12 protein-coding genes and 1 other annotated feature are annotated in these 13,121 nt (G+C 56.9%); of the genes, 10 read left to right on the top strand and 2 right to left on the bottom strand.

All coding sequences use genetic code 11. The annotated features are described in order from the left end of the window. Positions 1-119: 119 nt before the first annotated feature. Both acrR and mscK read left to right on the top strand, forming a co-directional pair. A complete protein-coding gene (acrR, locus tag CKK19_RS00595) occupies positions 120-773 on the top strand; it encodes a multidrug efflux transporter transcriptional repressor AcrR (RefSeq protein ID WP_032624732.1) in 654 nt (217 codons plus the stop codon). Between the two features lie 113 nt (positions 774-886). Beyond that, entirely contained in the window at positions 887-4,264 is a 3,378-nt protein-coding gene (gene mscK, locus CKK19_RS00590) for a mechanosensitive channel MscK (RefSeq protein ID WP_063853706.1), read from the top strand. Positions 4,265-4,297: 33 nt separating this feature from the next. Here the strand turns inward: mscK and rsmS are convergent, their stop codons facing one another. Both rsmS and priC read right to left on the bottom strand, forming a co-directional pair. Then, positions 4,298-4,492, bottom strand: a complete 195-nt coding sequence (rsmS, locus tag CKK19_RS00585) for a pleiotropic regulatory protein RsmS (RefSeq protein ID WP_022647275.1) — start codon at positions 4,490-4,492, stop codon at positions 4,298-4,300. Positions 4,493-4,504: 12 nt separating this feature from the next. Further along, positions 4,505-5,032, bottom strand: coding sequence for a primosomal replication protein N'' (gene priC, locus CKK19_RS00580; RefSeq protein ID WP_063849493.1), 528 nt, complete (start codon positions 5,030-5,032; stop codon positions 4,505-4,507). A 50-nt stretch (positions 5,033-5,082) separates the two neighbouring features. Between priC and CKK19_RS00575 the strand changes: the two genes are divergently transcribed. The 8 genes from CKK19_RS00575 to hemH all read left to right on the top strand — a co-directional run bounded on the left by CKK19_RS00575 (position 5,083) and on the right by hemH (position 13,117). Next, entirely contained in the window at positions 5,083-5,460 is a 378-nt protein-coding gene (locus CKK19_RS00575; protein WP_023299466.1) for a DUF454 family protein, read from the top strand. Between the two features lie 151 nt (positions 5,461-5,611). After that, the gene (gene apt, locus CKK19_RS00570; protein WP_000127359.1) at positions 5,612-6,163 is read left to right on the top strand and encodes an adenine phosphoribosyltransferase; all 552 of its coding nucleotides are present in this window, start codon (positions 5,612-5,614) and stop codon (positions 6,161-6,163) included. An 88-nt stretch (positions 6,164-6,251) separates the two neighbouring features. Then, complete coding sequence (gene dnaX, locus CKK19_RS00565; RefSeq protein ID WP_023299467.1) at positions 6,252-8,180, top strand: DNA polymerase III subunit gamma/tau; 1,929 nt, start codon at positions 6,252-6,254, stop codon at positions 8,178-8,180. Then, positions 7,510-7,574 (top strand) — a sequence feature (DnaX frameshifting element). Its footprint overlaps the gene before it by 65 nt. Positions 8,181-8,233: 53 nt before the next feature. Continuing rightward, on the top strand, positions 8,234-8,566 hold the full coding sequence (locus CKK19_RS00560) for a YbaB/EbfC family nucleoid-associated protein (protein ID WP_003858972.1): 333 nt from the start codon (positions 8,234-8,236) through the stop codon (positions 8,564-8,566). After that, entirely contained in the window at positions 8,566-9,171 is a 606-nt protein-coding gene (gene recR / locus CKK19_RS00555) for a recombination mediator RecR (RefSeq protein WP_006809843.1), read from the top strand. Before CKK19_RS00560 ends, recR begins: the two co-directional genes overlap by 1 nt. 110 nt (positions 9,172-9,281) lie before the next feature. Next, a complete protein-coding gene (gene htpG, locus CKK19_RS00550; protein WP_015571245.1) occupies positions 9,282-11,156 on the top strand; it encodes a molecular chaperone HtpG in 1,875 nt (624 codons plus the stop codon). A gap of 229 nt (positions 11,157-11,385) precedes the next feature. Beyond that, positions 11,386-12,030 (top strand): adenylate kinase, encoded by a 645-nt coding sequence (gene adk / locus CKK19_RS00545; RefSeq protein ID WP_022647279.1) that lies wholly within the window; start codon positions 11,386-11,388, stop codon positions 12,028-12,030. Between the two features lie 124 nt (positions 12,031-12,154). Then, a complete protein-coding gene (hemH, locus tag CKK19_RS00540; RefSeq protein ID WP_017383216.1) occupies positions 12,155-13,117 on the top strand; it encodes a ferrochelatase in 963 nt (320 codons plus the stop codon). The last annotated feature ends 4 nt before the right edge of the window (positions 13,118-13,121 follow it).

Raw genomic sequence — 13,121 nt, 5'->3', positions numbered from 1 at the left:
TTCAAATTGATCAAGGGTCCTGAGTCTAAAAACCCATTGCTGCGTTTATATTATCGTCATGCTATGGTACATACATTCATAAATGTATGTAAATCTGACTCCTGTAAATTCATCAACGTATGGCACGAAAAACCAAACAACAAGCGCTGGAAACCCGACAACACATTCTGGATGTGGCAATGCGTTTGTTCTCACAGCAGGGTGTTTCGGCAACCTCGCTGGCGCAGATTGCTCAGGCCGCGGGCGTCACGCGGGGAGCGATTTACTGGCATTTTAAAGACAAGTCAGATCTGTTTGGTGAAATCTGGGAGCTTTCAGAGTCCAGCATCAGCGATCTTGAGAGTGAGTATCGGGCAAAATTCCCTCACGATCCACTCTCAGTATTAAGAGAAATATTAGTATATATCCTTGAAGCGACTGTTGTGGAAGAACGCCGACGTCTGATGATGGAAATCATCTTCCATAAATGTGAGTTTGTTGGCGAAATGGCGGTGGTTCAGCAGGCGCAGCGCGACCTGTGTCTGGAAAGCTACGATCGCATCGAGCAAGTTCTTAAGGAATGTATGCAGGCCGACATGCTTCCCGCTACGCTGTTAACGCGCCGGGCGGCGATCCTGATGCGCAGCTATATTTCCGGCCTGATGGAAAACTGGCTTTTCGCCCCGCAGTCGTTCGATCTGAAATCAGAGGCGCGCAGCTACGTCGCGATTTTCCTGGAGATGTGCCAGCTTTGCCCGACCCTCCGCAGCGAGGGAGCGCCGCTTACTGCCTGAATCTTTCCAGGAAATGTCTTAGAGGATTACCTTCCCGCTATTCTGCTTTAGCCGGGCGTGATATTCTTCACGCCCGACTATTTTCGGTCATTTCTCAGATCACATTCACGACTATGCTGCACACCTATCGCTCGACACATTCTGTTCTGGCCGTTTTTTTGATCCTGCTGTTTTTCTTTGCAGCCGCACCGCATTCCTGGGCCCGTGCAGACAACGGCAGTGACGTCCCGACGCGTGCCGAGGTTCAGTCGCAACTCGACACCCTGAATAAACAAAAAGATCTCTCCGCCCAGGAAAAGCTCGTTCAGCAGGACCTGACGGAAACCCTGGATACGCTGGATAAGATCGATCGCATCAAAGCCGAAACGGCCCAGCTGCGGCAGAAGGTCGCTCAGGCGCCGGAGAACATGCGTAAAGCAACGGAGGCCCTGAACGCGCTTAGCGACGTTGATAACGACGATGAAACCCGAAAAACGCTTGCCACGCTTTCGTTGCGCCAGCTTGAGTCGCGCGTGGCGCAGCTGCTGGACGATCTGCAAACGGCGCAGTCCGATCTCTCGACCTATAACAGCCAGCTGGTTTCGCTGCAAACCCAGCCTGAGCGCGTGCAGAACGCCATGTATTCTGCATCGCAACAGCTACAGCAGATACGTAACCGTCTGAATGGCATTACCGTGGGGGAAGGGGCGCTTCGACCGACCCAGCAAACGCTGCTGAACATCCAGCAGACGCTGCTGAACGCGGAGATTGAACAGCAGCGTAAGAGTCTGGAAGGCAACACGGTGTTGCAGGATGCGCTGCAAAAACAGCGTGACTACGTGAACGCGAATATCAACCGGCTCGAGCATCAGCTTCAGCTGTTGCAGGAGGCGGTGAACAGCAAGCGCCTGACGCTGACCGAAAAAACGGCGCAGGAAGCGGTCTCGCCAGACGAAACGGCGCGTATCCAGGCCAATCCGCTGGTGAAGCAGGAGCTGGAAATTAACCATCAGCTGAGCGAGCGCCTGATTCAGGCGACTGAAAGCGGCAGCGCGCTGGTGCAGCAGAATATTAAAGTCAAAAACTGGCTGGATCGCGCTTTGCAGGCTGAGCGCAATGTCAAAGAGCAGATTGCCGTCCTGAAGGGAAGCCTGCTGCTGTCGCGCATTCTTTACCAGCAGCAGCAGACGCTGCCGTCCGCCGACGAGCTGGAAGACATGACCAACCGCATTGCGGATTTGCGTCTTGAACAGTTTGACGTTAACCAGCAGCGCGATGCCCTGTTCCAGAGCGATACGTTTGTTGCCAAAGTGGAAGAAGGCCATTCAAGTGAAGTAAACGGTGAAGTTCACGACGCGCTGTTGCAGGTTGTGGATATGCGCCGCGAACTGCTCGATCAGCTTAATAAGCAGCTGGGCAACCAGCTGATGATGGCGATTAACCTGCAAATCAACCAGCAGCAGCTGGTGAGCGTGTCTAAAAGCCTCCAGGAGATCCTGACCCAGCAGATTTTCTGGGTGAACAGCAACAAACCCATGGACTGGGACTGGTTTAAATCTTTCCCTGAAACGCTGAAATCCCAGATCAAAAGCATGAAAATTACCGTGAACTGGGAGAAAGCCTGGCCTGCGGTAATGATTGCCTTCCTTGCGGGTCTGCCTTTGCTGCTCATCGCCGGAGTAATACGCTGGCGTTTGAAATGGCTGAAGCAGTACCAGGCGAAGCTGGCCTCGGAAGTGGGGCAACTGCGTAACGACAGCCAGCTGCACACCCCGAAAGCGATCCTGATCGATCTGATCAGTGCTCTGCCGGTCTGCCTGCTGATCCTCGCCGTCGGCCTGATCCTGTTGACCATGCAGCTCAATATCAGCGACCTGCTGTGGGCGTTCAGCAAAAAGCTGGCGCTGTTCTGGCTGGTGTTTGGTCTGTGCTGGAAAGTGCTGGAAAAAGATGGCGTCGCGGTCCGACACTTCAACATGCCGGAGAAACTCACCAGCCACTGGCGTCGCCAGATTGTACGTATCAGCCTCGCGCTGTTGCCGCTGCACTTCTGGTCCGTTGTGGCCGAGCTTTCGCCGCTGCATCTGATGGATGACGTGCTGGGACAGCTGGTAATTATGCTGAACCTGCTGCTGATAGCCGTCCTGATGTGGCCGATGTGCCGCGACAGCTGGCGTGATAAAGAGTCCCACAATCTTCGTCTGGTTACCGTAACGGTGCTGGCGATCATTCCGCTGGCGCTGATGGTCCTTACGGCAACGGGTTACTTCTATACCACGCTTCGTCTGTCAGGCCGCTGGATTGAAACCGTGTATCTGGTGATCCTGTGGAACCTGCTGTTCCAGACCGTGCTGCGCGGTTTGAGCGTGGCGGCGCGCCGCATTGCGTATCGTCGCGCTGTTGCCCGTCGACAGCATCAGGTTAAAGAGGGGGCTGAAGGGGCTGAGCCGCAGGAAGAGCCGACCATTGCCCTGGAGCAGGTCAACCAGCAAACGATGCGTATTACCATGCTGGTGATGATTGCGCTGTTTGCGGTGATGTTCTGGGCCATCTGGTCTGATTTAATTACCGTCTTCGCCTACCTCGACAGTATCACCCTCTGGCAATACAACGGTACCGAAGCGGGCGCTGCGGTAATGAAAAGCGTCACCATGGGCAGCCTGCTCTTTGCGCTGGTGTCGTCGGTGGTGGCCTGGGCGTTGATCCGCAACCTGCCTGGTCTGCTGGAAGTGCTGGTGCTCTCAAGGCTGAACCTGCGTCAGGGGGCGTCGTATGCCATTACCACCATCCTGAACTACGTCATTATTATTGTCGGGGCGATGACGGTATTCGGCTCGCTGGGCGTCTCGTGGGATAAACTCCAGTGGCTGGCGGCGGCGCTGTCGGTAGGTCTGGGCTTCGGCTTGCAGGAGATCTTCGGTAACTTTGTTTCTGGCCTGATAATCCTGTTCGAACGTCCGGTGCGTATCGGCGATACCGTCACCATCGGCACCTTCTCCGGGACCGTCAGCAAGATCCGTATTCGTGCGACCACCATCACTGACTTCGATCGTAAAGAGGTGATCATCCCGAACAAAGCCTTCGTGACCGAGCGACTGATCAACTGGTCGCTTTCGGATACTACGACGCGCGTGGTGGTCCGACTCGGGGTGGCCTATGGTTCAGATCTGGATAAAGTGAAAGAGGTCCTGCTGGAAGCCGCGAAATCACATCCTAAAGTGATGCACGATCCTGCGCCTGACGTGTTCTTCACCACCTTCGGGCCAAGCACGCTGGATCACGAGCTGCGCCTGTACGTACGCGAACTACGCGATCGCAGCTACACCGTCGATGAGCTGAACCGCACCATTGACCGTCTGTGCCGTGAAAACAACATTAATATCGCCTTCAATCAGCTTGAGGTTCACCTGCGTAACGAGAAAGGTGACGAACATACGGAAGTGAAGCGCGAGATTAAGGGTGACGAAAACTCCGCCCCTCACCCTGCCCTCTCCCCAGAGGGGAGAGGGTAAAAAGCGAATCAGGGCAGATCTTTCAAACCGCACCTAACGGTCCCCTCTCCCTCCAGGGAGAGGGCTAGGGTGAGGGTGAGGGCAACCGGCCTTCACCTTTCCCTCAAAATCCCGCCGCACAATCTCCAGCGCTTTCAGCACCGTCTCCGCCGGGATCTCGTGATTCTCCAGCAGCATAATTAAATCGACGGCCAGCTTGACCTCGTCGGGGGCATTTTCCAGTGACATTAGTGGCTCCTGTTAACGGGTCAGGCGTTCAATGACGCGTTCAATCTCATCCAGCGCCTGACGGCAGCGGACGATGCGGCCTTCCAGCGCGCTGATTTCACGCATTAATAACTGCTGCTCTTGCAGCGTTTCGCTGGTGGTCAGGCGGGCTTTGCGCTCACACTTCATCTCAAACAGACGCCGCTCAAACTCCTGGTTCTCCAGCCGCTTGCGCTGCCATTTTCCGAGCCCAGGCGAGGCGCTGTCCCACGCCCGTAGCGGCCAGGCGGCGATTTCGCGGTGCAGGGCGGTGATCTGCTCAGTAAGATGCTCCGCAAGCCACACCACCTGTTCCTGCTGTTCACTCTCAACCGCGTGGCGAAGCTCGTCGAGGTTGGTCTGCATTTCAGCAAGGTAATCCTGAATGACGGTACTGCGGGTGCGGAAGAGCTGCCGGTCAAAGCGCGGTTTCAGCGTAGCATGTCCCATCAGCGGTGTGGCCTGCGCCCGCAGCGCGATCAGCTGATTTTGCAGCCTCTCAAGAAGCAGTGCTGTTTTCAATGCGCTCTCCAGTGGTAAAGTAGCCGTTCAGTTTGATAACGATTCGCATTATGCAGCGTACTATTTTAATCATCATTGGCTGGCTCGCGGTAGTGTTGGGTACGCTAGGCATCGTATTGCCCTTGCTGCCGACCACCCCGTTCATCCTGTTGGCCGCCTGGTGCTTCGCCCGCTCGTCGCCGCGTTTTCACCACTGGCTCCTGTACCGTTCGTGGTTTGGCGGCTACCTGCGGCACTGGCAAAAACACCGGGCCATGCCGCCCGGGGCCAAGCCGCGCGCCATTGCCTTCATCCTGATCACCTTCGCCGTCTCGTTATGGCTGGTGAAAATGATGTGGGTGCGCATTCTGCTGCTGGCGATCCTGGTCTGCCTGCTGATCTTCATGTGGCGGATCCCCGTGGTTGATGAAAAGCAACAAAAGCACTGAAGCCTCATCATGGCGGTTGCAATTATGGCGCACAGCCAGTAAATTCGACCGTTTTCGAGCACAGGTGCGCCTGGTCAAAGGTTAAACAACTGTTACTTTGACCGACTCGTCGCGCGCCGTGAGTAACACTGTTTCATTTAGGCACAAACCGATGACCGCAACTGCACAGCAGCTTGAATATCTGAAAAATAGCATCAAAAGTATCCAGGATTATCCAAAGCCTGGCATTCTTTTCCGTGATGTCACCAGCTTGCTGGAAGACCCGAAAGCGTACGCCCTCAGCATTGAACTGCTGGTTGAGCGTTATAAAAACGCCGGGATCACCAAAGTAGTAGGTACCGAAGCCCGTGGCTTCCTGTTCGGCGCACCGGTTGCGCTGGCGATGGGCGTGGGTTTTGTGCCGGTGCGTAAGCCGCGCAAACTGCCGCGTGAAACCATTGCTGAGAGCTATGAGCTGGAATACGGCACCGATCAGCTGGAAATTCACGTTGATGCCATCAAGCCAGGCGACAAAGTGCTGGTGGTGGACGATCTGCTGGCAACCGGCGGCACCATCGAAGCGACCGTGAAGCTGATCCGTCGTCTGGGCGGGGAAGTGACCGACGCGGCCTTCATCATCAACCTGTTCGATCTCGGCGGCGAGCAGCGCCTGGAAAAACAGGGTATTACCAGCTACAGCCTGGTGCCTTTCCCGGGACATTAATCCCGTATCTCACAACCTCGCTCAATGGGTGAGGTTGTGATAGCATTCCCCTCCATTAATTCACCTTCCAGCGTTGCAGAGCCTGCCCATGAGTTATCAGGTGTTAGCCCGTAAATGGCGACCACAAACCTTTGCTGACGTTGTCGGTCAGGAACATGTGCTGACGGCCCTGGCGAACGGCTTGTCGCTAGGTCGCATCCATCACGCCTATCTTTTCTCCGGCACCCGTGGCGTCGGTAAAACCTCTATTGCCCGCCTGCTGGCAAAAGGTCTGAACTGCGAAACCGGGATCACCGCCACCCCGTGCGGCGTATGTGACAACTGCCGCGAGATCGAGCAGGGGCGTTTTGTCGATCTGATCGAGATCGACGCCGCCTCGCGCACCAAGGTGGAAGACACCCGCGATCTGCTCGACAACGTGCAGTACGCCCCGGCGCGCGGCCGCTTCAAGGTCTATCTGATCGATGAAGTGCACATGCTGTCGCGCCACAGCTTCAACGCCCTGCTGAAAACGCTGGAAGAGCCGCCTGCGCATGTCAAATTCCTGCTGGCGACCACCGATCCGCAAAAGCTGCCGGTCACGATCCTGTCGCGCTGCCTGCAATTTCATCTGAAGGCGCTGGACGTTGAGCAGATCCGCGCTCAGCTTGAACACATTCTTGATGAAGAGAAGATCGTTCACGAGCCGCGCGCCCTGCAGCTGCTGGCCCGCGCGGCGGACGGAAGCCTGCGTGATGCGCTGAGCCTGACTGACCAGGCAATTGCCAGCGGTGACGGTAAGCTTTCCACTGACGCGGTCAGCACCATGCTCGGCACGCTGGATGACGATCAGGCGCTGTCGCTTATCGAAGCGATGATTGCCGCCAACGGTGAGCGGGTAATGACCCTTGTCAACGATGCCGCCGCCCGTGGCATTGAATGGGAAGCGCTGCTGGTCGAGATGCTCAGCCTGCTGCATCGCGTGGCGATGCTGCAATTGTCTCCGTCGGCCATTGGCGCGGACATGGCGACCATTGAACAGCGGATGCGTGAACTTGCGCGCACCGTGCCGCCGGCTGACGTGCAGCTTTATTATCAAACCCTGCTGATTGGCCGCAAAGAGCTGCCGTTTGCACCGGATCGCCGGATGGGCGTTGAAATGACGCTGCTGCGCGCGCTGGCCTTCCATCCGCGCAAGCCATTGCCGGAGCCGGAAACGCCCCGGCAGTCCTTTGCGCCGGTTGCGCCGACCGCGGTAATGTCACCGCAGCAGGTGCCACCGCAACCGGCATCGCCGCCGCCGCAGAACGTGCCGCTGTCGGATGCCACCAGTTCGGTGCTTGCCGCACGAAGCCAGTTGCAACGTGCGCAGGGAGCAACCAAACCAAAAAAGAGTGAACCGGCAGCGCCTGCAAGAGCGCGGCCGGTGAACAACGCCGCGCTTGAACGACTGGCCTCGGTAACGGAGCGCGTGCAGTCGCGTCCGGCACCGTCCGCGCTCGAGCAAAAAGCCCCGGCGAAAGAAGAGGCATACCGCTGGAAGGCGACTACCGTTGTTGAAACGGTCAAGGAAGTGGTCGCCACGCCAAAAGCGCTGAAAAAGGCGCTTGAGCATGAAAAAACGCCGGAGCTGTCCGCGAAGCTCGCGGAAGAGTCCATCGAGCGCGACGCCTGGGCCGCTGAGGTCAGCAAACTTCAGCTGCCGAAGCTGGTGGAGCAGGTCGCGCTGAATGCCTGGAAAGAGCAGGAAGGCAATCAGGTGCGTCTGCACCTGCGCCCTGGCCAGCGGCACCTCAACTCCCCAGGCGCGCAAAAGGCGCTGGCCGAGGCGCTTACCGCATTACAGGGTGTGCCGGTTGAATTGACTATCATTGAAGATGATAATCCGGCGGTGAAAACGCCGCTCGAGTGGCGACAGGCGATTTATGAAGAGAAGCTCGCGCAGGCGCGCGAGTCGATTATCGCGGATAACAACATCCAGACCCTGCGCCGGTTCTTCGACGCCGATCTGGATGAAGAGAGTATTCGCCCCCTTTGATCGTGAGTCTGACTTACGGTTGTAATCCTTAACGTGAAAGAAGAGAGAAGCCTATGTTTGGTGGAAAAGGCGGTCTGGGTGGCCTGATGAAGCAGGCTCAGCAGATGCAGGAAAAAATGCAGAAGATGCAGGAAGAGATCGCTCAGCTGGAAGTCACGGGTGAATCCGGTGCCGGTCTGGTCAAGGTGACCATCAACGGTGCGCATAACTGCCGTCGCGTTGAAATCGACCCGAGCCTGCTCGAAGACGATAAAGAGATGCTGGAAGATCTGGTTGCAGCCGCGTTTAACGATGCCGCTCGCCGTATCGACGAAACCCAGAAAGAGAAAATGGCCTCTGTTTCCAGCGGTATGCAACTGCCGCCGGGCTTTAAGATGCCATTCTGATGCAAACCAGTCCGCTGCTCACGCAGTTAATGGAAGCACTGCGCTGCCTGCCGGGCGTTGGCCCGAAGTCGGCGCAGCGTATGGCGTTTACGCTATTGCAGCGCGACCGCAGCGGCGGGATGCGCCTGGCGCAGGCTCTGACCCGCGCCATGTCAGAAATTGGCCACTGTGCGGATTGCCGGACCTTTACCGAGCAGGACGTCTGTAACATCTGTACGAACCCGCGTCGTCAGGAAAACGGTCAGATTTGCGTGGTGGAGAGTCCGGCGGACATCTACGCCATCGAACAAACCGGGCAGTTTTCCGGCCGCTATTTCGTGCTGATGGGGCATCTCTCCCCGCTGGACGGCATCGGCCCGGATGATATCGGTCTCGATCGTCTTGAACAGCGTCTTGAGTCCGAGACGATCAAAGAGGTGATCCTCGCCACCAACCCGACGGTGGAAGGGGAGGCAACCGCCAACTACATCGCCGAGCTGTGCGCGCAGTACGGCGTTGACGCCAGCCGCATCGCCCACGGCGTGCCGGTCGGCGGTGAGCTGGAGATGGTCGACGGCACCACGCTGTCGCACTCGCTGGCCGGACGACACAAGATTATTTTCTGACCAAACGGAGGCTGCGTGCGCGGCCTCCGCTTGAAAATTCCCCCCCTTATCCCCATCTCTCACTCAACGTTTTACAACCCCATTAAATGGCATTGTTGAGGTCGACTTAGATGAAAGGACAAGAAACCCGTGGTTTCCAGTCAGAAGTAAAACAGCTTCTGCACCTGATGATCCATTCCCTGTATTCCAACAAAGAAATCTTCCTGCGTGAACTGATTTCCAACGCCTCCGATGCGGCGGACAAGTTGCGCTTCCGCGCGCTGTCCAACCCGGATCTGTACGAAGGCGATGGCGAACTGCGCGTGCGCGTCTCTTTTAATAAAGAGAACCGCACCCTGACGATTGCCGATAATGGCATCGGGATGAACCGCGACGAGGTGATCGACCATCTCGGCACCATCGCTAAATCCGGCACCAAAGCGTTCCTCGAGTCTATGGGCTCTGACCAGGCGAAAGACAGCCAGCTGATCGGTCAGTTCGGCGTAGGCTTCTACTCGGCATTCATCGTGGCGGATAAAGTCACCGTGCGCACCCGCGCCGCGGGCGACAGCGCCGAAAACGGCGTGCTGTGGGAATCCAAAGGGGAAGGCGAATACACCGTTGATGATATCACCAAAGCGGATCGCGGCACCGAAATCACTCTGCACCTGCGCGAAGGCGAAGACGATTTCCTGAACGACTGGCGCGTACGCTCCATCATCAGCAAATATTCTGACCACATCGCGCTGCCGGTTGAGATTGAAAAACAGGAAGAGAAAGACGGCGAAACCGTGGTTTCCTGGGAGAAAATCAACAAGGCGCAGGCGCTGTGGACGCGCAACAAAGCTGAAATTAAAGACGACGAGTACAACGAGTTTTACAAGCACATCGCCCACGACTTTACCGACCCGCTGACCTGGAGCCACAACCGTGTGGAAGGGAAGCAGGAGTACACCAGCCTGCTGTACATTCCGGCGCAGGCGCCGTGGGACATGTGGAACCGCGATCACAAGCACGGCCTGAAGCTGTACGTGCAGCGCGTCTTCATCATGGACGACGCCGAGCAGTTCATGCCGAACTACCTGCGCTTTGTGCGTGGCCTGATAGATTCCAACGATCTGCCGCTGAACGTCTCCCGTGAAATTCTCCAGGACAGCACCGTCACCCGTAACCTGCGTAACGCCCTGACCAAGCGAGCGTTGCAGATGCTGGAAAAACTGGCGAAAGACGATGCGGAAAAATACCAGACCTTCTGGAAACAGTTCGGCCTGGTGCTGAAAGAAGGCCCGGCGGAAGACACCGCGAACGTGGAAGCTATCGCTAAACTGCTGCGCTTCGCCTCTACGCACAACGACTCCTCCGCCCAGACCGTATCGCTGGAAGAGTACGTCTCCCGAATGAAAGAAGGGCAGGAGAAGATCTACTACATCACCGCCGACAGCTATGCGGCAGCGAAGAGCAGTCCGCATCTGGAGCTGCTGCGTAAGAAAGGCATCGAAGTGCTGCTGCTGTCTGACCGCATCGACGAGTGGATGATGAACTACCTGACCGAGTTCGACGGTAAATCCTTCCAGTCCGTTGCTAAAGCCGACGAGTCTATCGATAAGCTGGCGGATGAAGTGGACGACAGCGCGAAGGAAGCCGAGAAGGCGCTGGAGCCGTTCGTTGAGCGCGTGAAAACCCTGCTGGGCGACCGCGTGAAAGAGGTGCGCTTCACGCACCGTCTGACCGATACGCCAGCCATTGTCACCACCGATGCGGACGAAATGAGCACCCAGATGGCGAAACTGTTCGCTGCGGCGGGCCAGGCCGTGCCGGAAGTGAAATATATCTTTGAGCTTAATCCGGATCATCCGCTGGTGAAACGCGCGGCGGATACCCAGGACGACGCCCGCTTTGCGGAGTGGGTTGAACTGCTGCTGGATCAGTCCCTGCTGGCCGAGCGCGGCACCCTGGAAGATCCTAACCTGTTCATTAAACGTGTGAATGCGCTGCTGCTGGCGTAATACAAAACCTACCCCTCACCCTGGCCCTCTCCCCAAAGGGGAGAGGGTATAATCGTCCCCTCTCCCCTTTGGGGAGAGGGTTAGGGTGAGGGGGCATTCTCGCACTAACCCAAATAATCTCCCCCCGTTAACCGTTTCAGCCTCCCCGCCTTCCTTGAGCGATACCCGTTCTGGTGGTATTGTTTAGCGCTTTTGAAAAATTGAATCGACATTTGAGGGGATTTTCGCAATGCGTATTATTCTGCTTGGCGCTCCGGGCGCGGGTAAGGGAACTCAGGCTCAGTTCATCATGGAGAAATACGGTATTCCGCAAATCTCTACTGGTGACATGCTGCGTGCCGCTGTTAAATCTGGCTCCGAGCTGGGCAAACAAGCTAAAGACATCATGGACGCAGGCAAGCTGGTGACCGACGAACTGGTTATCGCGCTGGTAAAAGAGCGCATTGCTCAGGAAGACTGCCGCAATGGTTTCCTGCTGGACGGCTTCCCGCGCACCATTCCTCAGGCTGACGCCATGAAAGAAGCGGGCATCAACGTGGATTACGTGCTGGAGTTCGATGTACCGGACGAACTGATCGTTGACCGTATCGTTGGCCGTCGCGTGCACGCTGCCTCTGGCCGCGTTTACCACATCAAATTCAACCCGCCTAAGGTTGAAGGCAAAGACGACGTGACCGGCGAAGAGCTGACCACCCGTAAAGACGACCAGGAAGAAACCGTGCGTAAACGCCTGGTGGAATACCATCAGATGACCGCACCGCTGATCGGCTACTACTCCAAAGAGGCGCAGGCGGGTAACACCAAATACGCGAAAGTTGACGGCACCAAAGCCGTGGCTGACGTACGTGCAGAGCTGGAAAAAATCCTCGGCTAAGCGCACCTCTCTCACCCGGAGCCCCGGGTGAGAAAAATTCTCATCTTACCTATTACAGCAATGGGTTTCGTTTAAACGCATTTCCGCTACAATTGACAGCCTATCAAATGGTTAAGAGGCGTGAATGAGTCAGGCGAAAACCGGCATCCTGCTTGCCAATCTGGGCACCCCAGAAGCACCTACTCCAGCGGCGGTAAAACGCTACCTGCGACAATTTTTAAGCGACACGCGCGTCGTGGATACCCCAAGACTGCTGTGGTGGCCACTGCTGCGTGGTGTCATTCTGCCGATTCGTTCTCCGCGTGTAGCAAAGCTCTATCAGTCCGTGTGGATGGAAGAAGGCTCGCCGCTGATGGTCTACAGCCGTCGTCAGGAGAAGGCGCTGGCCGCCCGTCTGCCGGACATGCCCGTTGCGCTCGGTATGAGCTACGGTAAGCCATCCCTGGAAAGCGCCGTCGACTCTCTGCTGGCGCAGGGCGTTGAACACATTGTGGTGCTGGCCCTTTATCCGCAGTATTCGTGCTCCACGGTGGCTGCCGTCTGGGACGAACTGGCACGCATTCTGGCGACCCGCCGCCGTATACCGGGCATCACCTTTATCCGCGACTACGCCGATAACGAGCTGTACATTCAGGCGCTTGCCAGCAGCGCGCGCGCGTCGTTTGAAAAACACGGCGAGCCGGATCTGCTGCTGCTCTCCTATCACGGTATTCCGCAGCGTTTCGCGAACGAAGGGGACGATTACCCCCAGCGTTGCCGCGATACCACCCGTGAACTGGTCTCCGCCCTCGGCCTGCCGCCTGAGAAGGTGATGATGACCTTCCAGTCGCGCTTCGGCCGTGAACCGTGGTTGACCCCGTATACTGATGAAACGCTAAAAATGCTGGGCGAGAAGGGCGTGAAGCACATTCAGGTTATGTCGCCGGGCTTCTCGGCGGATTGTCTGGAAACGCTGGAAGAGATTGCCGTCCAGAACAAAGAGTTCTTCATGGAGGCCGGCGGAACGAAATACGAATACATTCCTGCGCTTAACGACTCCCCTGAACACATCGATATGATGGTGTCACTGGTCACCACCCGCCGCTGATCGC

Source organism: Enterobacter sp. CCUG 70166 (assembly GCF_020224095.1).
GTDB classification, from domain to species: domain Bacteria; phylum Pseudomonadota; class Gammaproteobacteria; order Enterobacterales; family Enterobacteriaceae; genus Enterobacter; species Enterobacter intestinihominis.
Note: the sequence above shows the minus strand (reverse complement) of the source record. Positions and strands in the feature narration are given on the sequence as shown.